This is a genomic window from Variovorax paradoxus (assembly GCF_024734665.1).
Lineage (GTDB): Bacteria > Pseudomonadota > Gammaproteobacteria > Burkholderiales > Burkholderiaceae_C > Variovorax.
The window spans coordinates 1,575,147-1,600,265 of sequence record NZ_CP102931.1 but is presented as its reverse complement, the minus strand read 5'-3'; the positions used below and the strand labels follow the sequence as shown (position 1 = coordinate 1,600,265).

The 25,119-nt window shown below is 66.8% G+C and carries 24 protein-coding genes; 10 read left to right on the top strand and 14 right to left on the bottom strand.

The features are described from left to right. Window positions 1-4: 4 nt before the first annotated feature. Genes NWF24_RS07450 through NWF24_RS07440 form a run of 3 tightly spaced genes read right to left on the bottom strand, consistent with a single transcriptional unit; the run spans window position 5 to window position 2,991 of the window. The gene (locus tag NWF24_RS07450; RefSeq protein WP_093179595.1) at window positions 5-829 is read right to left on the bottom strand and encodes a class II aldolase/adducin family protein; all 825 of its coding nucleotides are present in this window, start codon (window positions 827-829) and stop codon (window positions 5-7) included. A gap of 3 nt (window positions 830-832) precedes the next feature. Beyond that, window positions 833-1,951 carry an LLM class flavin-dependent oxidoreductase gene (locus tag NWF24_RS07445; RefSeq protein ID WP_258353631.1) on the bottom strand — a complete coding sequence of 373 codons (1,119 nt, stop codon included), beginning with the start codon at window positions 1,949-1,951 and terminating at the stop codon, window positions 833-835. Window positions 1,952-1,989: 38 nt separating this feature from the next. Further along, complete coding sequence (locus NWF24_RS07440) at window positions 1,990-2,991, bottom strand: ABC transporter substrate-binding protein (RefSeq protein WP_258353630.1); 1,002 nt, start codon at window positions 2,989-2,991, stop codon at window positions 1,990-1,992. 110 nt (window positions 2,992-3,101) lie between these two features. Here NWF24_RS07440 and NWF24_RS07435 point away from each other — a divergent pair, with 110 nt between their 5' ends. From NWF24_RS07435 to NWF24_RS07415, 5 genes are all read left to right on the top strand, one after another. Beyond that, window positions 3,102-4,346, top strand: a complete 1,245-nt coding sequence (locus NWF24_RS07435; RefSeq protein WP_258353629.1) for an acyl-CoA dehydrogenase family protein — start codon at window positions 3,102-3,104, stop codon at window positions 4,344-4,346. Further along, on the top strand, window positions 4,343-5,326 hold the full coding sequence (locus NWF24_RS07430) for an ABC transporter substrate-binding protein (protein WP_258353628.1): 984 nt from the start codon (window positions 4,343-4,345) through the stop codon (window positions 5,324-5,326). The genes NWF24_RS07435 and NWF24_RS07430 overlap by 4 nt, the downstream gene beginning before the upstream one ends. Next, a complete protein-coding gene (locus tag NWF24_RS07425; protein ID WP_258353627.1) occupies window positions 5,323-5,925 on the top strand; it encodes a cysteine dioxygenase family protein in 603 nt (200 codons plus the stop codon). The genes NWF24_RS07430 and NWF24_RS07425 overlap by 4 nt, the downstream gene beginning before the upstream one ends. Continuing rightward, window positions 5,922-7,544: a rhodanese-related sulfurtransferase gene (locus NWF24_RS07420; RefSeq protein ID WP_258353626.1), complete on the top strand. Its 1,623-nt coding sequence runs from the start codon at window positions 5,922-5,924 to the stop codon at window positions 7,542-7,544. Before NWF24_RS07425 ends, NWF24_RS07420 begins: the two co-directional genes overlap by 4 nt. Window positions 7,545-7,675: 131 nt before the next feature. Then, on the top strand, window positions 7,676-7,897 hold the full coding sequence (locus NWF24_RS07415; protein WP_258353625.1) for a hypothetical protein: 222 nt from the start codon (window positions 7,676-7,678) through the stop codon (window positions 7,895-7,897). Between the two features lie 35 nt (window positions 7,898-7,932). On the opposite strand, the gene NWF24_RS07410 is transcribed toward NWF24_RS07415, so the two are convergent. From NWF24_RS07410 to NWF24_RS07385, 6 genes are all read right to left on the bottom strand, one after another. After that, window positions 7,933-9,396: a DEAD/DEAH box helicase gene (locus NWF24_RS07410; protein WP_093080851.1), complete on the bottom strand. Its 1,464-nt coding sequence runs from the start codon at window positions 9,394-9,396 to the stop codon at window positions 7,933-7,935. Between the two features lie 131 nt (window positions 9,397-9,527). Beyond that, window positions 9,528-10,418, bottom strand: a complete 891-nt coding sequence (gene ypfJ, locus NWF24_RS07405; RefSeq protein WP_258353624.1) for a KPN_02809 family neutral zinc metallopeptidase — start codon at window positions 10,416-10,418, stop codon at window positions 9,528-9,530. Window positions 10,419-10,528: 110 nt separating this feature from the next. Then, on the bottom strand, window positions 10,529-11,095 hold the full coding sequence (gene dcd, locus NWF24_RS07400; RefSeq protein WP_093179585.1) for a dCTP deaminase: 567 nt from the start codon (window positions 11,093-11,095) through the stop codon (window positions 10,529-10,531). A 79-nt stretch (window positions 11,096-11,174) separates the two neighbouring features. Beyond that, on the bottom strand, window positions 11,175-12,461 hold the full coding sequence (gene guaD / locus NWF24_RS07395) for a guanine deaminase (protein WP_258353623.1): 1,287 nt from the start codon (window positions 12,459-12,461) through the stop codon (window positions 11,175-11,177). A gap of 76 nt (window positions 12,462-12,537) precedes the next feature. Then, a complete protein-coding gene (locus NWF24_RS07390) occupies window positions 12,538-13,521 on the bottom strand; it encodes an SMP-30/gluconolactonase/LRE family protein (protein WP_258353622.1) in 984 nt (327 codons plus the stop codon). Then, window positions 13,518-14,123 (bottom strand): short chain dehydrogenase, encoded by a 606-nt coding sequence (locus NWF24_RS07385; RefSeq protein WP_258353621.1) that lies wholly within the window; start codon window positions 14,121-14,123, stop codon window positions 13,518-13,520. The genes NWF24_RS07390 and NWF24_RS07385 overlap by 4 nt, the downstream gene beginning before the upstream one ends. 105 nt (window positions 14,124-14,228) lie before the next feature. On the opposite strand from NWF24_RS07385, the gene NWF24_RS07380 reads away from it, so the two are divergent. From NWF24_RS07380 to NWF24_RS07365, 4 genes are all read left to right on the top strand, one after another. Continuing rightward, on the top strand, window positions 14,229-15,110 hold the full coding sequence (locus NWF24_RS07380; RefSeq protein WP_258353620.1) for a LysR family transcriptional regulator: 882 nt from the start codon (window positions 14,229-14,231) through the stop codon (window positions 15,108-15,110). Window positions 15,111-15,179: 69 nt separating this feature from the next. Further along, the gene (locus tag NWF24_RS07375; protein ID WP_258353619.1) at window positions 15,180-15,650 is read left to right on the top strand and encodes a helix-turn-helix domain-containing protein; all 471 of its coding nucleotides are present in this window, start codon (window positions 15,180-15,182) and stop codon (window positions 15,648-15,650) included. Beyond that, the gene (locus tag NWF24_RS07370; protein WP_258353618.1) at window positions 15,643-16,377 is read left to right on the top strand and encodes a nucleotidyl transferase AbiEii/AbiGii toxin family protein; all 735 of its coding nucleotides are present in this window, start codon (window positions 15,643-15,645) and stop codon (window positions 16,375-16,377) included. Before NWF24_RS07375 ends, NWF24_RS07370 begins: the two co-directional genes overlap by 8 nt. Before the next feature lie 604 nt (window positions 16,378-16,981). Continuing rightward, window positions 16,982-17,623, top strand: coding sequence for a hypothetical protein (locus NWF24_RS07365; RefSeq protein ID WP_258353617.1), 642 nt, complete (start codon window positions 16,982-16,984; stop codon window positions 17,621-17,623). Between the two features lie 180 nt (window positions 17,624-17,803). Here NWF24_RS07365 and NWF24_RS07360 read toward each other — a convergent pair whose 3' ends face one another. The 4 genes from NWF24_RS07360 to NWF24_RS07345 all read right to left on the bottom strand — a co-directional run bounded on the left by NWF24_RS07360 (window position 17,804) and on the right by NWF24_RS07345 (window position 21,192). Further along, window positions 17,804-18,076: a hypothetical protein gene (locus tag NWF24_RS07360; RefSeq protein WP_258353616.1), complete on the bottom strand. Its 273-nt coding sequence runs from the start codon at window positions 18,074-18,076 to the stop codon at window positions 17,804-17,806. Between the two features lie 66 nt (window positions 18,077-18,142). Further along, on the bottom strand, window positions 18,143-19,243 hold the full coding sequence (locus NWF24_RS07355) for a BMP family ABC transporter substrate-binding protein (RefSeq protein ID WP_258353615.1): 1,101 nt from the start codon (window positions 19,241-19,243) through the stop codon (window positions 18,143-18,145). Between the two features lie 89 nt (window positions 19,244-19,332). Beyond that, the gene (locus tag NWF24_RS07350; RefSeq protein WP_258353614.1) at window positions 19,333-20,139 is read right to left on the bottom strand and encodes an SDR family NAD(P)-dependent oxidoreductase; all 807 of its coding nucleotides are present in this window, start codon (window positions 20,137-20,139) and stop codon (window positions 19,333-19,335) included. 105 nt (window positions 20,140-20,244) lie between these two features. After that, on the bottom strand, window positions 20,245-21,192 hold the full coding sequence (locus NWF24_RS07345; RefSeq protein ID WP_258353613.1) for a GlxA family transcriptional regulator: 948 nt from the start codon (window positions 21,190-21,192) through the stop codon (window positions 20,245-20,247). 172 nt (window positions 21,193-21,364) lie between these two features. Here NWF24_RS07345 and NWF24_RS07340 point away from each other — a divergent pair, with 172 nt between their 5' ends. Then, window positions 21,365-22,597, top strand: a complete 1,233-nt coding sequence (locus NWF24_RS07340) for an MFS transporter (protein ID WP_258353612.1) — start codon at window positions 21,365-21,367, stop codon at window positions 22,595-22,597. 28 nt (window positions 22,598-22,625) lie between these two features. Here the strand turns inward: NWF24_RS07340 and NWF24_RS07335 are convergent, their stop codons facing one another. Continuing rightward, on the bottom strand, window positions 22,626-25,052 hold the full coding sequence (locus tag NWF24_RS07335; RefSeq protein WP_258353611.1) for a penicillin acylase family protein: 2,427 nt from the start codon (window positions 25,050-25,052) through the stop codon (window positions 22,626-22,628). Window positions 25,053-25,119: the final 67 nt, after the last annotated feature.

The following is a 25,119-nucleotide window of genomic DNA, read 5'->3' as shown; positions in this document are numbered from 1 at the left end:
CGCGTTACAGCAGCAGTTCGGGCTCGGCTTCGACCAGGCCTTCATAGAGGCTGTCGAAGGAATGGATGGCGCCCTCAGGCCCGCCGATCTGGCTGTGCGTGTGGCGTGCGGTGGCCTCGTCGATGGGCTGCGGCTTGCCGGCGGCTTCTGCCAGCAGTTGCGTGTGGCAGGCGTTGTCGAGCGCGATGTACCACCACGCGGCGGCCTCCACCGTGGGGCCTGCGGTCAGGATGCCGTGGTTCTTGAGGATGGCGCCCTTCTTGTCACCCAGCGCGTGTGCAATGCGGTCGCCCTCGCTGGTGTCGACCACCATGCCGGTGAAGTCGTCGAACAGCGCCACGTCTTCGTGGAACACGCAGCTGTCCTGCGTGATGGTGTCGAGCTTGCGACCCAGCGTTGACCAGGCCTTGCCGTAGGTCGAGTGTGTGTGGGCGGCGGCAATGATCTTCGGGTTGTGCTCGTGGATGGCAGCGTGAATGGCGAAGGCGGCCTTGTTGAGCGGCCTGTCGCCAATGACGGTCTCGCCCTTCGAGTTGACGAGCAACAGGTCGGATACCTTGATGCGCGAGAAATGAATGCCCAGCGGGTTGACCCAGAAGTGGTCGCTCAGCTCAGGGTCGCGCGCCGTGATGTGGCCGGCCAGGCCCTGCGCGAAACCGAAGCGCGCGAACAGGCGGAAGGCGCCGGCCAGGCGCTCCTGCCGGTGGCGGCGCTCGGCCTGCACGGTGGTGCGCGGCGGAATGGGGTCGAACCAGTACTTCTGCTGCGGGTTCGGGTTGAGCTTCAGCGGCTGGGGCGCGTTGCGGTCGATGGAGAGAACGGCGCTCATGACTCAGGCCGCCTTGCGTTGTGCTTGCACGCGTTGTGCCACCAGCTCGCGCGTACGCGGGATCAGCTCGCGCCCATAGTCCAGCGCGTCTTCCAGCGGGTCGAAGCCGCGGATCAGGAAGGTCGTCACGCCCAGGTCGTAGTAGTCGAGCAGTGCGTCGGCCACCTGCTCGGGCGTGCCGACCAGCGCGGTGCTGTTCGAGCGGCCGCCGATTTCCTGCGCGACAGCGGTCCACAGCCGCTTGTCGAGCCGCGAGCCCTTCTCGGCCGCGGCCAGCAGGCGCTTGGCGCCTTCGCTCTGCTGCGGACCGCCGCGGTTGTAGCCCTGCACCACGCGCAGACGCTTGGTCTCCGCCAGGATGTTCTCGGCGCGCGCCCATGCGGCCTCTTCGGTCTCCGCCACGATCGGCCGGAACGACACCGAGAAACGCACGCTGCGCCCGTGCCTGGCCGCTTCGGCACGCACGCGTGTGGTCAGCTCGCGCGCCTGGTCGAGCGATTCGCCCCACAGCGCATACACGTCGGCGTACTTGCCAGCGACCGGAATCGCAGCCTCGGAAGCCCCGCCGAAATACACCGGAACGTGCGGCTTGCCGTTGCGCGTCTGCAGCGGCTTCACTTCGGAGAACGCGTTCTGGAAGCGGTAGTGCGCGCCTTCGTGGTCGAAGGGCTTCTCGGCCGTCCACACCTTGTGCAGCACTTCGAGGTATTCGTCGGTGCGGGCGTAGCGCTGGTCGTGGTCGAGCCAGTCGCCGTCGCGGCGCTGCTCTTCGTCGGAGCCGCCCGAGATGTAGTGCACGCCGAGCCGGCCGCCGCTGAACTGGTCGAGCGAAGCGAACTGCCGCGCCGCCAGCGTGGGTGCCACGAAGCCGGGGCGGTGCGCGAGCATGAAGTGGATGCGCTCGGTCACCGAGGCGGCGTAGGCCACCGTGAGCGTGGCGTCGGGGCTGGTCGAATGATGCGGCACCAGCACGCGGTCGAAGCCGGCCGTCTCGTGGGCCTGCGCGAAGGCGCGCACATAGTCGCGGTCGAGCGAGGGGCCCTTGGCCGCGTGGATCTCCGAGACCTTCTGGCCCTGGATCATGCCGATGAATTCGACGCCGTCTTGGTGTTGCTGGCTCATGGTGTTGTCCTTGTTTGAATATGAATGGGAGGTGGATGTCAGGCGGCGGGCAGGCGAAGCGCGTTCTCGAAGCTGCGGTCCCACAGCGGCTTGACGTCGGCCGGACCGTCGAGCACGCCGATCTTCAGGAAGGTGTCGGCCACGTCCTGGTGGCTGCGCACCACGGCATCGCTGACGGGGCCGAGGCTGTAATCGCCACTGCGGCCGTTGAAGAGCTCGACGATGTCGCCGACGGGCACGCGCGTTTCGGCCGACTGCGCGCGGGCATAGGCCAGGAAGTTTCCGTTGATCCACGCGAACGAGCGTTGCAGGCGCTGCAGCAGGTCGCTCAGTGCGGCGCGGCGCAACGCGTCGTCAAGCGCGCGTGGGTTGGCGTAGATCGGGAAGTTGCCCGATAGATACCCCACGCCGGTCTTGATGACACGCGCGCCGTACTGCGTGCGCGCCAGTTGGCCGTTGTAGCCGTAGATGGCCCAGGCATCGAGGTCGCCGCGCGCGAAGGCCGAGAGGCCATCCGACGGGGTGAGGCTCACGGCCTGGATGTCGCTGAACGACAGCCCCACCTCGGCCAGCTGCTTGGCCAGGTAGTAGTGCGAAGTGGTGGCGCGCACGTAGCCCACGCGCTTGCCCTTGAAGTCGGCGATGGAGCGAATGGGTGCGTCCTTGCGCGCCAGCGTGGCCTGGTTGTTCAGGTCTTCGTGCGTAACGGCCACCAGCTTCACGCTGGACTTCTGCCGCGCCGCGAACACCGGCGGAATCTCGCTGCCCGAGCCCAGGTCGAGCGCGTCGCCGTTGATGGCCTCGATGTGCAGCACGCCGTTGTTGAGCTCGCGCCAGTCGATCTTGTAAGGTGTGTTGGCCTGGCCCGAAGCAGCGAGCAGCGGGCGCCAGAGGCCCTTGTAGGTGCCCACTCGCAGCGTGACGCCGGACAGGTCGCGCGAGGGGGTGGCGGCCTGCGCCCAGCCTGCCGTGCCGGCCGTGGCCAGCGCGGCAGCGGCTTGCAACAGGCGGCGCCGGTCCAAAGGAAAGTCTGGTTTCATGCACCGAACCGTAACCAGACGCTCCACGGAAGCGAACGCAGAAAAACGAGTTTGCATATGCGGGATGCGTCGTTTTCGGGCTGCGGGCGGCCCGGTACCGTGCGGGAACCATGAGTGCACTCCCCTTGCGCCGCGCGCCGGCCACGCCTGAACACCCCTCCCCGCCTTCCACCGTCGATGCCGCCGTGCTGGCGCGCCTGTCGGCCCAGTTCGCCACCACCGCGGCCGACCACGACCGCAGCGGCGCCTTTCCGCGCGAGAACTTCGAGGCGCTGCAGGCGCACGGGCTCATCGGGCTGGTCGCTCCCGCCGAGCATGGCGGCGGCGGTGCCACGCTGGCGACAGCGCGGCGCGTGATCTCGGCCGTGGCGCGGGGCGAGCCGGCCACGGCGCTGATCCTCACGATGACCTATCTGCAGCACCACGCATTGACGCGCACCGACAGCCGCTGGCCACCGCATCTGCGCGAACGCGTGGCGCGGGATGCGGTCGCAAACGGCGCGCTGATCAACGCCCTGCGCGTGGAGCCCGCGCTAGGCTCGCCGGCCCGTGGCGGCCTGCCCGGCACGGTCGCGCGGCGCGACGGCAACGGCTGGAAGATCGACGGCCACAAGCTCTACACCACCGGCATCGAGGGCCTGAGCTGGCTCGCCGTGTGGGCTCGTACCGATGAGGCTGATGAAACCACGCCGCGCACCGGCGTGTTCCTGGTGCCGCGCAACGCGCCCGGCGTGCGCGTGATCGCGAGCTGGGACCATCTGGGCCTGCGCGCCTCGGGCAGCCACGAGGTGGTGTTCGAAGACGTCGCCATCGACCTCGATCACGCGGTGGACCTGCGCGTGCCGGCCGACTGGGCGCCCGATGCAGGCAGCCAGACCGACATCGACGCCCACGCCACGCAGCAGGCGTGGATGACGGTGCTGCTCGGCAGCCTCTACGACGCCGTGGCCACGGCCGCGCGCGACTGGCTGGTCGGCTTCCTGAACCAGCGCGCGCCCGGCAGCCTGGGCGCGCCGCTGGCCAGCTTGCCGCGCGTGCAGGAGCATGTCGGCGAGATAGAGGCGCTGCTGCGAACAAACCGCGTGCTGCTCGACGATGCGACCGCTGCCGTCGACAGCGGCCATGCGCAACCGGCCGCCGACAGCGGCCTGCTCAAGTACACCGTAACGGGCAACGCGATCCGCGCAGTCGAGTTGGCGTTGCAGCTCAGCGGCAACCACGGCCTTACGCGGCAGAACCCGCTGGAGCGGCACTACCGCGACGTGCTGTGCAGTCGCATCCATACGCCGCAGAACGACGCGATCCTGGTGGCCGCGGGCAAGCGCGCGTTGCTCTCGACGGGAGCCGCCGCATGACCGATCTGCTGTTTTCCAAGGCTTCGCGCCGCAGCTGGCTGAAGCAAGGCGCCGCGCTCTCGCTTGCCGCTGCTGGCTCGCTGCGTGTGTGGGCACAGCCGCAGCAAACAACGCTGGTGCTCGGCGACCAGGCCGGTGGCCTGCGCTCGCTCTTCGAGGCCTCGCGCACGCTCGAAGGCGCGCCGTTCGCCTACCGCTGGGCCAACTTCCAGGGGGCGGCGCCGTTGTTCGAGGCGCAGCGCAGCGCGGCGGTCGACACGGCCATGGCCGGCGACCTGCCCGTGCTGGCCGCAGCCGTGGGCAAGACGCCGCTGAAGATCGTCGCCACGCGCGTCGGCAAGGCCGATTCGCTGGGCATCGTGGTGCAGGCCGATTCGCCGCTGCGCAGCGTGGCGGACCTGCGCGGCAAGACGGTGATCGTGTCGTCGGCGCGCGGCAGCATCTCGCAGTACCAGCTGTACGGCGCGCTCGAAGAGGCCGGCGTGCGGCGCGAAGAGGTCACGGTGAAGTTCGTGCTGCCGACCGACGCGGCCGCCGCCTTCGCGTCGAAGCAGATCGACGCGTGGGCCATCTTCGATCCGTACTACACGATTGCGCTGCAGCAAGGCGGTCGCATCCTGCGCGACGGGCGCGGCATCAACACTGCCCTGGGCTTCATCACCGCGAGCGAGCATTCGCTGGCCGACCCGGCCAGGCGCGCAGCCATCGTGCAGTTTCTCGACCGGCTCGGCCGTGCGGGCGACTGGGCGCTGGCCAACCCCGAGGCCTACGCACAGGCCTACAGCCAGCTCACGCGGCTGCCGATCGAGTCCGCGCGCATCATCACCGAACGGGCTTCGGTGGCGGGCCGGCCGGTGAGCGAAGCCGACATCGTCGCGCTGCAGGCCGTGGCCGACCGCTCGGCGCGCGACGGCATCCTGCCGGTGCGGGTGGACGTGCGCGCGATTACCGACACCAGCGTCTGGAAGCGCCCGGCGTGATCGCGCCGCTGCGCGAATTCGTCGGCGCTTTCGGCCGGCTGCTCGACAGCGCGCCCAACGAGCCCCGCATTCTTTCGGAAGGTGGCGCATTGCTGCGCACGCTGGTTGCGCGCGACGACTGGCTGCCAGAGGCCTTTGCCCAGCCAGACCCTGTGCGCTATCGGCAATTTCTGCTGCACGCGGACAGCACCGAGCGCTTCTCGGTCGTGAGCTTCGTGTGGGGGCCGGGGCAGGCCACGCCGGTGCACGACCACACGGTGTGGGGGCTGATCGGCATGCTGCGCGGCGCGGAGTACAGCCAGGGCTATGCGCTCGATGCGCAGGGCAATGCGCAGTCGCAGGGCGAGGCGGTGCGGCTCGACGCTGGCGACGTGGAAGCCGTGTCGCCCACCATCGGCGACCTGCACCGCGTGCACAACGCGCATGCGGACCGCGTGTCGATCAGCATCCACGTGTACGGCGCGAACATCGGCGCCGTGCGGCGGCATACTTACCCGACGGAGGGTGGCCGCAAGCCCTTCGTCTCCGGATACTCCAACGCGCTGCTGCCCAATCTGTGGGATCGCTCCGCTGAACTCGCATCCTCGAACACCGTATGACGACTGCCTCCTTTCCCGTTCTTTCATTTGCCGCCGTGCGCGAGCGCCTCATCGCCCGCGACGAAACCGCCCTGCTCGACGTGCGCGAGGAAGACCCGTTCGCACAGGAGCATCCGCTGTGGGCCGCGAACCTGCCGCTGTCGCGCATCGAGATAGAGGCGTGGCGGCGTATTCCGCGGCGTGACACGCTGATCGTGCTGTATGGCGAGCACGGCGGCGTCGACCTTGCGCCGCAGGCCGCGAAGACATTGGCCCCGCTGGGCTACACGAACGTGCATCTGCTCGAAGGCGGCCTCGAAGGCTGGCGCCGCGCGGGCGGTGAACTGTTCCGCGACGTGAACGTGCCGAGCAAGTCCTTCGGCGAGCTGGTCGAGCATGAGCGGCACACGCCTTCGCTGTCCGCGCCCGAGGTGAAGGCGCTGGTCGATGCGAAGGCCAACGTGGTGGTGCTCGACGCGCGCCGCTTCGACGAATACCAGACGATGAGCATTCCCTCGGCCACCAGCGTGCCGGGCGCGGAACTGGTGCTGCGGGTGCGCGAGCTGGCACCCGATCCTTCAACGCAGGTGATCGTGAATTGCGCGGGACGCACGCGCAGCATCATCGGTACGCAGTCGCTGGTGAACGCGGGCATTCCGAACCCGGTGGCTGCGCTGCGCAACGGCACGATCGGTTGGAAGCTCGCGGGGCAGGTGTTAGACCATGGTGCCGATCGGCAGGCGCCCGCTGCGGTGTCGCAGGCACATCGCGCACAGGCGCAGGCCGATGCAAAACGCGTGGCCGATCTGGCTGGCGTGCGCCGCATCGCGCTTGACGCTCTGCAGACGCTCGAAGCGCCGGGACGCACCGTGTACAGCTTCGACGTGCGCACGCCCGAGGAATATGCGGCGGGCCATCTGCCCGGCTTTGCCAGTGCGCCCGGCGGGCAACTTGTGCAGGAAACCGATCACCAGGTGCCCGTGCGCGGCGCGCGCATCGTGCTGGCCGATGACGACGGCGTGCGGGCATCGATGAGCGCGTCGTGGCTTGCGCAGATGGGGTGGGAGGTTTATTTGCCGGAGCTCGTGCCAACGGCTGCGGACTTCGTCGAGACCTCGGCACCGCCGAGCTCATACCCGCCGGTTGCGGCCGTTGTGGGCGAGCTCACGCCGAAGGAACTGGCGGCGTTGCTGAAGCAACCCGGCACCGCAGTGATCGACGTGACGACGAGCGCCAACTATGTGAAGCGCCACATTCCCGGTGCCTGGTATGCGATTCGCGCTCAGCTGGCGCAGGCCATCGATGCTGTCATTCCACCGGCCCAGCGCTACGTGCTGACCTGCGGCAGCAGCCTGCTCGCCCGATATGCCGCAGCCGACCTGCGCTCGCTGCTCGACGCGCGCGGCAAGGGCGATGTCGAAGTGCTGGTGCTGACTGGTGGTAACGCGGCATGGTTCGCCGCAGGCCTCGATGCGGAGACCGGCGAGACGCGCCTTGCAACTGCGCGCACCGACCGCTACCGCCGGCCGTACGAAGGCACCGATGCGCCTGCCGAAGCGATGCAGGCTTACCTCGATTGGGAGTTCGGCCTGGTGGCGCAGCTAGGGCGCGACGGCACGCATCATTTCAACGTGATCTAGATGCAAGCGTTTTGAAAGGATGACAACACGGTGGTGACACTGTGTAGGCTGGGTAAAGGCCGTCATCCGGCGATGCCACGGGACGTTGGTTGTTCATACCGACAACAACTCATCCCAGGAGCTTCGCCATCATGAGATTCCCTGTTCTTGCCTTGTCCGCTGCCGCACTGGCAGCTGCTCTGACCGGCTGCGTGGTTGCGCCGGCAGCCCCCGTGTATTCGGCGCCTCCGGGCGTGGCCTATGTGGCACCCACGTATGTGTCGCCCGGTGTCGGCTTCGTGTGGGCCTACCACCCGCGCTACGGCTGGGGCTGGCACCACCCGCAGTACGGCTGGCACCGCGGCTGGCGCTGAACCGAGGCGGCTGATGCCGCCTCTATTCGCCTGGATCAGCTCGGCTCGGCGCTCTTGAACAGCGCCGCGACCTTGCGCTTGGTCTTGATGTTGCTGGAGATGCCGCGTGCGGGCGTCGCGGCCTTGGCGGCGGCTTCCCATGCCGGCGTGGCATCGGGCTCGCCGGCTTCGTAAGGCTTGTCGAAGAACGGATCGCGCGGCGCCGACGGTGCGCGGTGCGGTCGGCCACCGCCGCGGCGGGCTTCGGCCTCGCGGCGTTCGCGCGGCTGGTCGAGCACATCGCGTGCGTCGCCGGCTTCGCCTTCTTCGCGCCAGTGACGGCGTCCGTCGTTGATGCGGCCGCGCGGGCGGTCTTCTTCGAACTCGACGGGTTCGAGCTCGATCTTCTTCTTGATCAGTTTCTCGATGTCGGCCACCAGGCGCGCATCGTTGCCGCCGCTGGCAAAGCTCACGGCCAGACCCGAAGCGCCGGCACGGCCCGTGCGGCCGATGCGGTGCACGTAGTCTTCGGCGTTGAACGGAATGTCGAAGTTGAAGACCGCGGGCACGTCCTTGATGTCGAGGCCACGGGCCGCGACGTCGGTGCACACGAGCAGGTCGACTTCGCCGGCCTTGAACGAAGCGAGCGCCTTCAGGCGTTCGTCCTGGCTCTTGTCGCCATGCAGTGCGGTGGTACGCAGGCCATCGCGCTCCAGCGAGCGTGCGAGGCGCGCGCAGCCGAGCTTGCTGTTGACGAACACGAAAGCCTGCGTGATGCCGCGCTGCTGCACGATCTGCTTGAGCGCGCGGCGCTTGTCGTCGTCGGCCACGCTGTAGAAGTGCTGCTCGACGGTGGAAGCCGTTTCGTTCGGCCGCGCCACTTCGATGGTGACGGGGTTCTGCAGGTAGCTGCCGGCCAGTCGCTTGATTTCGGGCGAGAACGTGGCCGAGAACAGCAACGTGGTGCGCTGCTTGGGCAGGTAGCTCAGGATGCGCTGCAGGTCAGGCAGAAAGCCGATGTCGAGCATGCGGTCGGCTTCGTCGAGCACGACGTATTCGACCTGGTTGAGCACCGCGTTCTTGGCTTCGATGTGATCGAGCAGCCGGCCCGGCGTGGCGACCAGCACTTCAACGCCCTTCTTCAGTTCCAGCGTCTGCGGCTTCATGTCGATGCCGCCGAACACCACCGTGCTGCGCAGGTTGGTGTACTTGGCGTACAGCTTGACCTGCTGCGCGACCTGGTCGGCCAGTTCACGCGTGGGCAGCAGCACGAGGGCCCGGACCGGATGCCGCGCGGGCGAGGTCGAGGCGTTTTCATGCTTGAGCATGCGCTGCAGCAGCGGGAGCGAAAACGCCGCCGTCTTGCCGGTGCCGGTCTGGGCGGCGCCCATCACATCCTGGCCCGCGAGCACGACCGGAATGGCCTGCTCCTGGATCGGTGTCATGGTCTCGTAGCCCATTTCGGCTACGGCGCGCGCCAGCGGTTCCGCCAGCGATAGATTGGAGAAGGAGCTTGTCATTGAGCCCGCTATTGTCGCATTGCCGCAAAAAACGGCAGTGACGGCGGCATGACAACGCCCGCGCCAGCGGAATTGCTATTTATTAGATAGCAGTGAACTCAGCGCCGACAAGCGTTTCAAGACGAGGCAGCTCAGAGGCTGCGTGCATTGAAGGTATCGCAGGACTTGATATCGCCGCTTTGATACCCCGCGCCGAACCACCGTTGGCGCTGCGCGCTCGTGCCGTGGGTGAAGCTGTCGGGCACCACTGCACGGCCTGCGGAACGCTGCAGGGCGTCGTCGCCGATCTTCTGCGCGGCGTTCATCGCGGCCTCGATGTCGCCCGGGTCGAGCCACTTCTTCGACTCTTGCGAATGGTGTGCCCACACGCCCGCGAAGCAGTCGGCCTGCAGCTCGACGCGCACGCTCATCGCGTTGTTCTGCGTCTGGCTCAGGCGGCTGCGCATGCCGTCGACCTTGGCGGTGATGCCGAGCTCGTCCTGCACGTGATGGCCGACCTCGTGCGCAATGACGTACGCCTGCGCAAACTCGCCCGGCGCGCCGAGCTGGTTCTTCAGCGTGTCGTAGAAGCCGAGATCGATGTAGACCTTCTGGTCGCCCGGGCAGTAGAACGGGCCCATGGCCGATTGCCCCGTGCCGCAGGCCGTGGGCGTGGCATTGCGGAACAGCACGAGCCGGGGCGCGTGGTACGTGCCGCCGTTCTGCTTGAAGATGCCCGTCCAGACCACTTCGGTGTTCTTGAGCACCGTGGAGACGAAGGCCGCCTCGCGGTCACCGGATGGTGGCTTTTGCGCTGGCCCCTGTTGCTGCTGCTGCACCTGGGCCGGACCGCCGCCACCGCTGAGCAGGCTCAGCACCGTGAGCGGGTTGATGCCGAAGACCCAGCCCGCGATCAGCGCGACCGCGATGGTGCCGATGCCGATGCTGCGGCCTCCGATGAAGCCGCCGCCCCCACCACCGCCGCCACCTTCACCGCGGCGGTCTTCGACGTTGTCCGATTGTTCGTTGCCTTCCCATCTCATCGCAGTCTCCTTGCCGGCCATTGCAGGAGGATTTGCCGGCGGTCGCAGGATGGTACTTGCCCCGGCGCCCTCCGGGGTAACTGGCCGTCAGCAGACGGCCCGGTGTTTCGTCAGGTTTTTGGCAGGGTGACGCCGCGTTGGCCCTGGTATTTGCCGCCGCGGTCCTTGTAGCTGGTCTCGCAGACCTCGTCGCTCTCGAAGAACAGCACCTGCGCGCAGCCTTCGCCCGCGTAGATCTTGGCGGGCAGCGGCGTGGTGTTGCTGAATTCGAGCGTCACGTAGCCTTCCCATTCGGGTTCGAAGGGCGTGACGTTGACGATGATGCCGCAGCGCGCATAGGTGCTCTTGCCGAGGCAGATGGTGAGCACGTTGCGCGGGATGCGGAAGTATTCGACGGTGCGCGCCAACGCGAAGCTATTGGGCGGAATGATGCAGTAGTCGCCGTGCATGTCGACGAAGCTCTTCTCGTCGAAATTCTTCGGGTCGACCACGGTGCTGTGGATGTTGGTGAAGACCTTGAATTCAGGCGCACACCGGATGTCGTAGCCATAGCTGGAAGTGCCGTAGCTGATGATCTTGTGGCCGTCGCTCTCGCGCACCTGGCCGGGCTCGAAGGGCTCGATCATTCCTTCGTTTTCGGCCATGCGCCGGATCCATTTGTCGCTCTTGATGCTCATATGCGGTCGCTACTGCTGCTGCGGGGGGAGATGGCGCGAATTGTGGCATGCGCCACTGCCCTCCCCGCCGCCCCGGGTGCTACAGCGCTTGCGAAATCACCGTGCGCTCGACCAGCCGGTCGTCGCCCAGCACGATCATCGCGAAGAGCATCTCTTCCAGCGTGCTCGCCAGCTTCGTCTTGCGCGCCAGCAGCGGCGTGGCCGCTGGGTTGAGCACCAGGAAATCGGCCTCGCAGCCCGGCTGCAGGTTGCCGACCACGCCATCGAGCCCCAGCGCGCGCGCCGCGCCGCCGGTGTGGCGCCACCAGAGCTCGGAAGGCGCGATGCTCAGGCCGGTCTTGGTCTGGCCTTCACGGCCGACGTAGTAGGCGGCCATCATGGTGTGGAAGGGGCTGAAGCTGGTGCCGCCACCCACGTCGCTGGCCAGGCCGTAGGGATAGCCCACGCGGTCGGCCGCGCCGAAGTCGAAGAAGCCGCTGCCGAGGAACAGGTTGCTCGTGGGGCTCACGGCCGCGGCCGTCTTCGTCTCGCGCAGCAGGGCACGGTCGGCGTCGTCGAGGTAGATGCAGTGGGCGTACACGGCGCGCTCACGCATCAGGCCGAAGCCGGCGTACACGTCGAGATACGAGCGCGCCTTGGGGTACAGCTCGCGCACCCAGCTCACTTCGTCGCGGTTCTCCGCCACGTGCGACTGGATCCAGGTGTCGGCGTATTTGGCGGCGAGCTCGCTCGCGCCGCGCATCTGGGCGTCGGTGCTCGCGGGTGCAAAGCGCGGCGTGATGGCATAGCCCAGCCGGTCGACGTTGTGCCACTTGCGGATGAGTGCCTCGGAGTCGATCAGGCTCTGCTCGGTTTCATCGCGCACGCCGTCGGGCGAATTGCGGTCCTGCAGCACCTTGCCTGTGATCATGCGCAGGCCGCGGCGCTGCGCACCTTCGAAGAAGGCATCGACCGAGGCCACGTGCGAGGTCGCGAAGGTCAGCGAGGTGGTGACGCCGTTGCGCAGCAGTTCGCCGAAGAACACGTCGGCCACTTCGTTTGCATGCGCGGGGTCTGCGAATTTGCTTTCGGCAGGGAAGGTGTAGTTCTCGAGCCAGGGCAGCAGGCCCGGCGAGGGCGAACCGATGATGTCGGTCTGCGGATAGTGGATGTGCATGTCCACGAAGCCCGGCGCGAGGATGCGCCCCGGCAGATGGGTCACATGGGCGCCGGAGTGGCGCGGCGCGACGGCGGCATGGCTGCCGGCATCGAGCACGCGCTGGCGGCCGGTGCTGTCGGGGGCCACGACCAGCAGGCCGTCTTCATCGAAAACGGGCTGGCCGGCGGCGTCGAATCGCAGGAGGGAGGCGCGGTAGGCTTTTTTCATCGTGGGTGCGGAGGGTAATCCAGCCCCGCCGCACCGCAATTTCCATGCGCATATGAGTGCTATATGCGGAACGCACTCACCGCGGCGGCAGCGCACGCGACTGGATGTCGAAGGGCACGCCGGTCGGCACCGGCCCGTCGCCGTCCTTGCGCTTTGTCAGCAGCGCGTACTTCGATTCGATGAAATAGACGCGGTCGCCCCGCACCGCGCCCGACGAGGGGTCGTTGAGCCCTGTCACTACCGTCTGCAAGCCGAGCTTCATGCCGTCGACACGCGCCACTGTGATCTGGCCGCCGTAAGGGCCTTCGCCGAAGGCATTGCTCTCGAACAGCACGAGCCGGCCCGGCTTCCAGGCGCGGATTGCGTCGACGTTCTTCAGCACGCGCGGTGCATCGATGCGCGTGACCTCGCTGGCGCTGCCGTCGGCGCCCAAGCCGATGCGCAGCACGTAAGGAGCCGCCGCCACGAGGCTCACGTAGACATCGCGCCCGCCATCGATCGCGATGCCGTTCAGGCCCTTGTAGGGGCCCGGACCGGCCAGCGCCGGGTCTTCTTTCCACACAGTGAGCGCGGTGGCGCCTGGCGCGAGCCTCAGCACGCGCGGGTGGTAGGAGTCGGTCACGTAGAGATTGCCGCGGGCGTCCTGCGCGAGGTCGTTGCAGTAGCCGCTGTCGGGCATTGCATAGCTCGCGCGCGGCGCGCCCGTGGCCAGGTCGTAGCGCTTGAGCGCGCTCGGCGTCTGCGGCACGGTGGTGAAGCCGCTGCTGCCCGAGCAGACCCACAGCGCCCGATGCTTCGCGTCGACCAGCACGCCCTGCCCGTTCGCCAGCCCGTTGGCGCCGGGCTTCACGAGCACTTCGGCCTTCGGAGCGACGCCCGGCTTCAGGCGCGCGACCGCGCCCTCGCGCCAACTGCCGACGTAGAACGAGCCATCCGGGCCGATGGCGACGCTTTCCGGATACCAGTCCTCGGGCAACGCCTGCACGAGAGGCGGTGCGGCGGTGGCTGCTGTCGTGGCGAGCGCGAGCAGCGCGCCGGCCAGCCGTGTGTGGCTGCTCATTGCCACACGCGAAACACGCGCCCCGTCAGCGGTCCTTCGACACTGCGCACATAAGCCAGCGCCACGCGCGCGGCCGATACGGTTTCGACGCCCGGGAAGAGCGCGCCATATGCCGCCAGCGATTCGGTCAGCAACGTAGGGCTCACCGCGTTGATGCGCAGGCCGCGTGGCAGCTCGATCGCCGCGCCCAATACGAAGCCCTCGACCGCCGAGTTCACGGCGGCCGCATTGCTTCCGCCGCGAACCGGGTCGGCGGCCGCGACGCCCGTGGTCAGCGTGATCGAACCACCGTCATTCAGCACGTGCTGGCCGAGCAACGCGAGCCGCACCTGGCCGAGCAGCTTGTCTTGCAGGCCGACGTTGAAGTCGGCCGGCCGCATTTCATTCAATGGCCCGAAGAACAGCCCGCCCGCCGCCGACACGATGGCATCGACGCGCCCTACTGCCGCATACAGCGCCTCAACGCTGGCATCGCTCGTGATGTCGACCTGGAGATCGCCGCGCGTGCGTCCTGCGCGAATCACCTCGTGACCGCGCTCGGCCAGCGTCTGAGCCACTGCGCTGCCAATCGCGCCCGTCGCGCCCACAACAAGAACCTTCATGGAGAACCTCGCCAAAAGTGAATCAACAAGCGGCGATTGTTTTACGAACCATTGATTTGATAAATTGCCATCTGGTTCGGTCATTCGAAACTCTGGATTCTCAATATGGACAAGCTCCGCGCCATGGAGGTCTTCGTCGCCACGGTGGATGCGGGCAGCTTCGCGGCCGCCGCCGAGGCGCTCGACCTGTCTGCCGTGATGGTCGGCAAGCACATACGCGCGCTCGAAGAGCAGCTTGGCGCGCGCCTGCTGGAACGCACCACGCGCCGCCACGCGCTCACTGAGATAGGCGCCGCCTACCTCGAGCGCTGCCGCGACGTGCTGGCCAGCGTGCACACCGCCGACGGTGTGGCCGAGTCGTTACGCGCCATGCCCCAGGGCGTGCTGCGCGTCACTGCGCCCGTGGCCTACGGCGCGCACCGGCTCACACCGGTGATCGGCGACTACATCGCCGCCTATCCGCAGGTGAAAGTGGACCTGAGCCTCAACGACCGCGTGGTCGACCTCGCGGAAGAAGGCTTCGACTGCGGCATCCGCTCGGGGGCTGCGGTCGACGAGCGGCTCATTGCAAGACCGCTCGCGCTGGCGCGCATGTACGCCGTGGCCAGCCCCGCATGGGTCGCGCGCCACGGGCAGCCGAAGCACCCGTCCGACCTGGAGGCCTTTCCGCTGCTGGGCTTCGCGACCTGGGGGCCGAACCATTCATGGCGCTTCACGCGCAAGGGCGAGACGGTGCACGTGCCGGTGCGCGGCCCGCTCACCACCAACAACGGCCAGGCACTGCTGACCGCGGCCATGGGCGGCGTGGGCGTGATCGTGCAGGCCGATGCGCTGCTAGGCCCCGCCCTGGCGTCGGGTCAGGTGGTGCGATTGCTGCCCGACTGGGAACTGCCCACGCGGCAGGTGCACATCATGCGGCTGCCGGAAGCGCGGCCGAGTGCGAAGCTGCGGACCTTCGTGGACTTCGTGGTCGAGCGGCTGGGCTGAAGGATCTCCTAGCGTTGGATATAACTCATTCTGGACAAATCCTCAAATTTGTCTAACATGAGAGACACCATGCCATCTACCTCCCCGCCAACCACTGCCACAGCAGACCGGCGCCTCGCAACGCTCGGCGGCCGCATCCATGCACGCCGCAAGGCGATAAAGGTCAGCGCCACCACCGCCGCAGAGGCAGCGGGCGTGTCTCGCATGACGCTGTACAGGATCGAGCGCGGAGAACCTTCGGTCACGATGGGCGCCTATATGAACGCACTGGGAGCATTGGGTCTCGATGTCGATGTGGTGATGTCCACTGAGCCACCAGCCCTTGCGCCTCTCCCAGGGGGCATTCGGATCGCCGATTACCCCCAGTTGCGCCGCCTTGCCTGGCAATTGGCCCCGGCCACCGAGCTCACGCCCGAAGAAGCATGGGGAACCTACGAGCGCAACTGGCGCCATGTCGACACATCCGCTCTGGACGCAAGAGAGCGCGAGTTGCTGGAAGACCTGGCACGCAGCCTCGGCAGAAAGCCATTGCATGTTTGAACGGCCACACCATCAACGCGTCGCTCAGGTGCTGGCCTCGCTCGACGCAAACCTGCTCGCCCGAAGCCATTGCCTCTTCGGCGGAGGCACGGCTATTGCGCTTCGCTATGGCGAGTACCGCGAGTCCGTGGACATCGACTTCCTCGTATCCGACATCGATGGCTATCGCCACCTGCGCCAGTTGCTGACAGGGAATCAAGGCCTCGGCGCGCTCGCACGGCAGGGCTCCGAGATTCAGCAATCGGCAGAACTCCGCGCCGATCAATACGGTATTCGATCGTCGGTTCGTGTGGGCGACATCGAGATCAAGTTCGAAATCGTTCTCGAAGCGCGCATCGAACTTGAATTGCCGGGAGCAGAGGACCGGATCGGCGACATCGCAACCCTCACGCCCCTCGATATGGCAACGAGCAAGTTGCTCGCAAACTCAGACCGTTGGGCCGACGACAGCGTCTTCAGCCGCGACATCATCGACCTGGCCATGATGAACCCCGGGTCGGCACTGTTGCGTCGAGCAACCATCAAAGCCAGCCGCGCCTACGGCAACAGCATCGATGCCGATCTCACCAAAGCTGCCGAGGCGCTGCTCGCGCGGCCGGGTCGCATGGACCGTTGCATGGCCGTGCTGCAAATGACTCCGTCCGTGACGCCCGCGCTGCTTCGCCAACGCATCAAGGCTCTGTTGCCTCGTGCTCCGCGGGCCGAGAGCGCTGTTATCGACCCTTGACCGGCGCAGGCACCGGACTGCTGCACGCAGACCTGCGCGTCGGCCCGAACCGCTCGATCCCCCTACCACCAGCCAGTAGCTCGCCACCGCCACCAGGCCGTACAGCCCCACAAACACCAGCACTTTGTGGAACGAGCCAGTGGCGCCCAGGGTGCAGCTGATCACTGGCGTCATGATGTCAATCGGTACCTCGCGCACGATGGTGAATGAGCCCGTTCGCTTCAGCAGTCAATCGGATACGAAGCCCCCTTGAACACACCACCGAGACCGCGAAGCCAGCCGTCAGGTGCTCATGTGCCGCGCCTTCACTAGATACATGGGAAACCACGACACAGGGAACCGTGTGACGGTCGTGACGCTGTACTGCGCGAGCAAGATGCCCAAGAGCATGCGGGCTCCTGAACAAGTCGAGGATATTAGGCGTATTCGCGTCCCCGCCTCCTTCTGCTCAACCGTGTCCGACTTCGTGAATAGGAGCACTGCAATGAGTCGGGCGACCGTCGATATAGCAGTGCCGTGGGTCGACGGCTAACATGAGTGGAAACGAAATTTCTGGCTTTATTAGATACCGCTCCACTTCTGCGTAGACGCACAAGAGCCGATCATGTCTCTCTTCGAATTTTTCTCAGCCCCAAGGGGAACTGAGGGCAACGCTTTCATCAACTGGGCGAACCAACCGACAAAGGAACTAGTTTCCTACGCTGCCACCTACCGAGGTGCAGCAATGAACCTCGTCGCGTTTCGCGAACAACGCGGACTTGGATCAAATGATCATGCTGCATTGCCGATTCTGTTTCTCTACCGGCATTCCTTTGAGTTGTACATCAAAGCCATCGTATTCAGGGCGGCGCTCCTTTCAGTCAATGAAGAAGAACTCGCTCTCGCAATTCCGAGACTATGGAGAGAACATTCTCTTGTTGCGCTCGCATCGATGGCGGAGCCGATTCTTGACGGCACGAGCCGATTGTTGGTGGCGTCCGGTGACTTGAAGAAAAAGATATTCGACCTCGCAGCGAAAATTGATGAATTCGATGCTGGCTCCTACTCCTTCCGATACCCCGTTACTTCGCGCGGGCACGGGTCTCTGCCTTCGGCATTCTTTACAAACATCTTTGTTTTCTCTGCGCACATTGAAGAGGTCCTCGACGACGTCGCGCAATTTTGTCGATCACTCGAAGAGGAGTGCATCCAATCCTCGCCCCAGATCAAGTTGGCATTGCACTCCATTACTCGGCGTGTGCCTTAGCGCCTTATTCAGCGGGATCAGCCGTACGTTGAGTCGACCCTTGGTTCAACGAACTTAGGAGAAGATGCGCTCTGAAAATATCCACCCATATTCCCGTCCGAAGCACGACACGGGCGCCGTCCATTCCGCGCGTCGACGACTGTAGCCTCCCGCAGTGCAGGTGCGACGCCGAACGTTTCATCAACGCGGGCCGACCACTCCGGGCGTGCAAGTAGTGGTCGACCATGCACCAGTTGCCTGCAGCAACCCGCGCGCGTATCCCAACACGAACAACGTGAAGCGCTCGCGGCCTTCGTCGATCTCCGACACGGGCACGTGATCACGGCACAGCTGCCCCACATAGCCGCCGCGCCGATAGGCCTTAATGGCCTGGAACATGACGACGTCGTCTTCGTCGAGAAATACCTCCTGGAAATCGAGGTAGCCGTCGCAGATGCTACGGAAATGGGCCATGAAGATGTGGCCGGCGAACGCGATCAAGAAGGTGGGACCGGGAAGATTGCCACGTAGGGCAGGCAATCAGCGCGTCACCCGCCCCTGCACACCTTCGACCAGCCAGTTCATCTTCAGGACCTGCTCGTCGCTCAGCTGCACGCCCTTGACGATCACGACGTGGCCTTCGTTGTCGCGCACGTCAGCGGCAACCGCGCGAAACGGCTGCAGCTTGCCCGCCGCAATGTCCTTCTGCCGCGCCAGCACCTCGTCCTGCACGGCCTTGGGCACCTTCGTGCCGAAGTCGCCGACGCGGATCATTCCTTCCTTCACGCCGCCCCAGAGATTGCCACTCTTCCAGCTGCCGTCGAGCACGGCCTTCGCGCGCTGCGTGTAGTAGCCACCCCATTGGTGCGTGACCGCGACGATCTGCGCGTCGGGCGCGATCTTGCGCATGTCGGAGTGGTAGGCAATGGCCATCCTGCCGCGCTCCTGCGCCGCGGCCATTACGGCGGTGGAGCCCGTGTGGAAGGCGACGACGTCGGCGTTCTGGTTGAACAACGCCATGGCCGCATCGCGCTCCTTCGGCGGATCGAACCACTCGTTGAGCCACACCACGTGCACCTTCGCGGCCGGGTTCACCGAGCGCATGCCGAGCGTGAAGGCGTTGATGCCCTGCAGCACCTCGGGAATCGGAAAGCCCGCCACGTAGCCCGCGATGTTCGTCTTGGTCATGCGGCCGGCCACGATGCCCGCGAGGTAGCGGCCCTCGTAGTAGCGCGCGTTGGCGGTCGCCACGTTGGGCGCGGTCTTGTAACCGGTGATCGACTCGAACTTCACCTCGGGGAAGTCCTTCGCCACTTTCAGCGTCGGCTCCATGTAGCCGAAGCTCGGCGTGAAGATGAGCGTGTTGCCCTGCTGCGCGAGGTCGCGAATTACGCGCTCGGCATCGGCGCCCTCGGCCACGTTCTCGACGTAGGTGGTCTTGACCTTGTCGCCCAGCGCTGCATCGACGGCCTTGCGGCCCTCCTCGTGCTGGCGCACCCAGCCGGCATCGGTGACGGGCGTGACGTAGACGAAGCCGATCTTCAGCGGTGCTTTCGGCGGCTGCGTCTGCGAGAAGGCGGGAGATAAAAAGCACGCGGCGGCCAGCGCCAGAACGGCGCGGCCCGCGAGGTTTTTGTACATGGTGTTCCTCTACATGGCCCCGGAAAAGCAAAACCCCGCAGCAGGCCGGGACGTCCTGCTGCGGGGTGGGGATTTTATGCCCGAGCCGTCTAGGCGGCGCGGTAGCGCACCGCGGGCACGGTGCTGGACAACCGCCCCGACATCGCACGCCGCGCCGCATCGAAGGCATCCCACTCGGCAAGGTCGGGCAGCGCGGGAATGGTGACCTGCTCGCCCTGGTCGAGCCCTGCGAGGGCCGCGTCGACCATGTCTTGCGCGGTCATCACGATCTCGCTGGGCAGGTGCTCGATCGGCACGCCCGCGACGCCCCAGAACTCGGTGGCCGTCGCACCGGGCAGCACCGCCTGCACGCGCACGCCCTTGTCCTTCAGCTCGTGCTGCAGCGACTGGCTCAGCGCCAACACGAAGGCCTTGGTGCCACCGTACACGCCGTTGAGCGTCTCGGGCGAGATCGCCACGATGGAGGCGATGTTCACCAGCGTGCCTGCGCCGCGTTCGACGAAACCGGGCACGGCCGCATAGGTGAGCCGCGTGAGCGCGCTTACGTTGAGCTCGATCATTTCCTCCATCCTGTCGATGTCCGAGCCGAGCAGCGGTGCGGCGGCGCCGAAGCCAGCGTTGTTCACCAGCACGGTGATGTCGCCGCGAGTGCGCAGCACGGCTTCCACGGACGCGATGTCCTTTCGGTCGGACAGGTCGGCCGAAAGGACCTCGACCTTGCGCCCGGTCTCGCTCGCGAGCTTCGCGGCCAGTGCGGCGAGGCGCTCGCGGTTGCGCGCCACCAGGATCAGGTCGAAGCCGCGCCGCGCGAGGCGGTCCGCATACACGGCGCCGATGCCGGACGAAGCGCCGGTGATGAGGGCTGTGCCCTTGCCGGGATTGGAAGTTGCAGTCATGGAGTTTCCTTTGATCGCCACGGGGTTGTGGCCGTGGGGGAAGTCTCCTTCTGCAAGGCTATGGCGTAAATGTCATATAAGCCACCTTTCAGGACATCCGGCGTTTCAGGCCGTCGCAGCCTCCCGCCGGGCCACGCGGCGCACGCTCTGCGGCGGTTGCCCCAGCGTGCGCAGGAAGGCCCGGCGCATGCGCTCGGGATCGCCGAAGCCCGTTTCGCGCGCGACCACGCCGAGCGCAAGGCTGCCCTCGTCGATCAGCGCACGCGCCGCCTCCACGCGCAGGTTCTCGACCGCATGCGCCGGCGACTGCCCGGTCTCGGCCTTGAAGGCGCGGCTGAACTGACGCGGGCTGAGGTGCGCGACCTCGGCCAGCTCCTCCACCGACAGCGTCTCGCGCAGGTTGGCGCGCGCATGCACCAGCGCCTTCTGGATGCGGTCGGACTTGGGTTCCAGCTCGAGCAGCGCGGAGTACTGCGATTGCCCACCCGCGCGGCGGTGGTACACGACCAGCTTCCTCGCCGCGAACCGGGCAGCCTCCACGCCGAGGTCTTCCTCCACCAGCGCCAGCACGAGGTCGATGCCGGCCGTCATGCCGGCCGAGGTCCACACCGGCCCGTCGTTGATGAAGATGCGATCGGGCTGCACCTTGACGGAGGGATGGCGCTTCTGCAGCTCTCCCGCAAAGGACCAGTGCGTGGTCGCCCGGCGTCCGTCGAGCAGGCCCGCATCGGCCAGCCCGAAGGCGCCGGTGCAGATGCTGGCCACGCGACGCGCATTGCGCAGCCCTGCACGCAGAAAGCGGCGCATCTTCTCGGACGTGGGCGCGATGAAGAGCGCGCCGCTCATCACCAGCGTGTCGAACTTCGCCGTGCCGAAGCGCTTGCTGTCGGCGGTCACGCCCGACGAGCTGGCCACGAGGCCGCCCTCTTCCGACAGCAGCTCGACCTTGTAGACCACCTTGCCGGCATGGATGTTGGCGAGCTCGAACGCCGCGATCGCGGCCAGGTCGAGGATCTGGAAGCCGGGGAAGACGAGCACGCCGATGCGTTTCATGGCCATGTCCTGAAAAGAGGTTTGCACTGAATGACGGACGCGAGGCTAGACGACCTGCGCCGACCGCGTTGGCGTGAGGGATACGCAGCATGGCCTTCCCACGCGGCGATGGGTGCCGCCGCCAATCGGCAAGCGCCAACCCGGACGCGCCGTCCCACAATGGGCGCTCCACATGACGCAATCGACGACAACAACCGCCCCGCCAGCCGAGTCGGGCGCCCACATCCACTGGCAGCGCAACCTCGCTGTCTGCATGTTCGGCTCCTTCACCACCATCATCGCGATGACGCTGCTGCTGCCCTTCCTGCCGCTGTACGTCGAGCAGTTGGGCGTGAAGGACCATGCGGCCATCGTGCAATGGTCAGGGGCGGCATACGGTGCCACCTTCTTCAGCGCCGCGCTGGTCGCGCCGCTGTGGGGCCGGCTGGCCGACCGCTATGGGCGCAAGCCGATGCTGATTCGCGCGAGCCTCGGCATGGCTGTGGCGATGGCGCTGATCGGTCTTGCCGGCAACGTGTGGCAGCTCGTGGGACTGCGGCTGCTGGCGGGGCTGCTCGGCGGCTATGCCTCGGGCTCGATGGTGCTGGTCGCCACGCAGACGCCCAAGGACCGCACCGGCTGGGCGCTGGGCACGATGTCGTCGGCCATCATGGCGGGCAATCTCGTGGGGCCGCTGGTGGGTGGCGTGCTGCCGCCGCTCGTCGGCATTCGCAACACCTTCTTCGCGGCGGGCGCGATGATCTTCGTGGCTTTTCTCGCGACGGCCTTCCTCATCCGTGAAGAAAAGAAGGCGCCTTCCGCATCGAAGCAGCGCGGCGCCTCCGACGACACCGGCTGGGCCGCCGTGCCCGACAAGCGCCCGCTGGTCGCGATGCTCTTCACCGGCATGCTGCTGATGCTCGCGAACATGTCGATCGAGCCGATCATCACCGTCTACGTTGCCACGCTGGTCGATGACCCGAACCGCGTGACGATGATGGCCGGCCTGGTGATGTCGGCGGCGGCGCTGGGCAGCATTCTCTCGGCCTCGTGGCTGGGCAAGCTGGCCGACCGCGTGGGGCACTGGAACGTGATCGTCGGCTGCCTTGCGGTGTCGGCGCTGCTGCTGGTGCCGCAGGCCTTCGTCAGCTCGGGCTGGCAGCTGGTGGTGCTTCGCTTTCTGATGGGGCTGTCGCTCGGCGGGCTGCTGCCCTGCATCGCGAGCGTGATCCGCCACAACGTGCCCGAGCGCGTGGCGGGCAACATGCTCGGCTACTCGACCTCGGCGCAATACACGGGCCAGGTCGCGGGGCCGCTGCTCGGCGGCTTCGTGGGCGGGCACATCGGCATGCGCGCCGTGTTCCTCGGCACCTGCGTGCTGATGGCCGCGGGCGCCGGGTGGAACTGGTTGGCGAAGCGGCGCTGAAGAAGCACCGCTGCGCCCTCCTCCTTCCTTACTCGCGGATGGTCACGCTGCTGTAGGCGGCGTCGGCCTTGATCTCCGCTTCCGAGAACGGCAGGCGCAGCCACTGCCCGGCGCTGTAGGCGCGTGTGTAGTCGGCGTTGTGCGGCGACGCCGGGTCGTCCGACAGCGAGAAGGTGAGGAAGGTGTGAGCCTCGACGCCTCCTGCGGGGAAACGCACGATCTGCATGTAGCTGTTGCCGTTGGGGTTGGCGTCCATCGTGTAACCGCCCTTGTCGAGCCGGTTCTCCGAGCAAAGGATCGTGAAGTAGCCCTGGCCGTCGCAGCCGCCCGACAGCGGGATCTTCTGACCATTGCGCGTCACGAACAGCGTGTCGCCGCGCGGTGCGTCGAGTGCATAGCCGCTGGCCTGCACACGCAGCACTGCCGCACCGAAGGCCTGCCGCAGGTCCTCGGCGGCGGAAGTCTTGAGGCCGCTCGGCGTGTTGATCGGATCGTTCGCGCTGAAAGGCACTTCATAGAGCCTGTCCGCGGGCAGCCGCGAGGCACGCGCCCAGAACTCGTCCCACACGTGGGCGCCGCGCGCCGAGGCCAGGCCGGTGTTGTTCCACGCCTTCAGCACCGCGCAGGCGGGGCCGGTGTCCACGCTGCGCGGCGGCGAGAACGCCTCGCCGGTCTGCGCATCGCCCGTCACGGCAATGCGGGGCACGTCGCACACCAGCTCCAGCGCGCGGGCCTTGAACAGCTCTGCGGTGTAGGCGCGGCTGCCGAGCGTCACGCGCTCGACGGCATCGACCGTCGCGCCGCTACCAGCGCCCTGCGCAATGAGGTGGCCGAGCCGCGTGCGGAAGGTCTGCGCGCTGCTGCCCGCCGGGCCGAAGATGGCCGGGTAGCCCGTGAGCGGCGCTTTCGGATTGGCGAGCCAGTAGCTGTCGTTCATGTTGGCGACGTAGTCGTCGCGCAGCAGGCTCGGCATGCGCGAAGGGCCGACTGCCCCCTTCTGCACCGAGTCGGCATCGCTCTGCCAGTCGCAGGCGCTGCGCGAGCCGTCGAACACCGGCACGCGCGGCAGCGTGGCCGCCATCGCCTTGCCGGCGGGCGTGGTGCAGTCAGCCATCTGCTCGGGCGACACGTTGGGCACCGCGCCGATGTCCGCATACCAGGCCTTGGCGCTGCCGCGACCCACGGCTACGGTATTGACCCAGGGAATGGCGGCCTCCTCGCGCTGGATGGCGACGAGCTCGTCGAGCGACTTCGCCTGCCCCCAGCGCAGCCAGGTGCGGAAGGTGCGGTAGTTGTCGGCGTTGATGTCGCGGATGGCGAAGGCAGTGCTCTGGCTCCAGGCCAGCGCCGGGTTGATCGTGCCCAGGTTCACCAGCGGGCCGTACTCCGAGGCGTAGAGCGTGCGTGTCACCGGCTCGACCTTGCCCGAGGCCTGCTTCACGTTCACGGTGACGATGCGCGCCTGCATCTTCACCACGCGGCCGTCACGCAGGTAGCTCGTGGCGTCACCCGGAGCGAGCTGCAATTGAAAGAGGCCAAAGCGCCGCGCCGCCGACACCGTATGGCTCCACGCAATGCTGTTGTTGAAGCCGATCAGGATCACCGGCACGCCGAGGAAGGAAGTGCCACTGACGTCGAGCTGCCCCGGGATGGTGAGCTGCGCCTGATAGAAGCGGTCGGGTCCGCGCCAGTACCAGTGCGGGTTGCCGAACAGCAGCGGGCTCGCGTCGCCTGTGCTCGCTGTGCCGAAGCCGATCATGTTGCTGCCCACGCCCGCTTCGCCGCCGACCTGCAGCGCCAGCGGCTGCGCGTCATGCTCTTTGCGCAACGACACCTTGGCGGCAGGCGGCACCGCGTTGGCAATGTTCGAGAGGAAGTTGCTGTAGCCCGCCGCCAGGTTGGTGGCGTACATGCGGCGGTAGATGTCGTCGGGACTCACCGGCCGCACCCAGGCCTCGTTGCGGCAGGCCGCATGCGCGTTGCCTGCATCGGCCTTCAGCTCGCGCACGTAGCGGTTGTAGCCAGCGGCAAAGCCTTCGACCATGCCGCGGATGCTGGCCGGCTGCGCGCGGGCCATGGCGTCGACCACGTCGGCTGAAATCACGTGCTTGTGGAAGAAGTCGGAATCGATGTTCTTCGGCTGGCCGATGGTGCTCTTGGCCGTCAGCAGCGCTTCGGCGCCGAAGAACTGCGAACGCTCGCCGCGGTAGGTGAGAAAGCTGTCGGCCATGGTGCAGAGATCGTCCTGCGCCTGCGCGTAGCCGTAGCCATAGCCGGCACCGGCCCAGTCGTCCGCCTTGATGTGCGGCACGCCCATGGCGGTGCGGCGGATCTCGGCCTTGTAGCTGCCGTGCGGCGGCGTTGAACGGTCGACGATGCCGGCACATGCCACGAGGGTCATGGCAACCGGCACGAGAAAAAGCGGCCCGAGGCCGCGCGTGAATTTCGAGCGCATGCGGTGTTCCTGTTGTGTATGAGGAACGCAGCTGCGTGGGCGTCGAGCGTGCGTGGCGCGTTCGGCG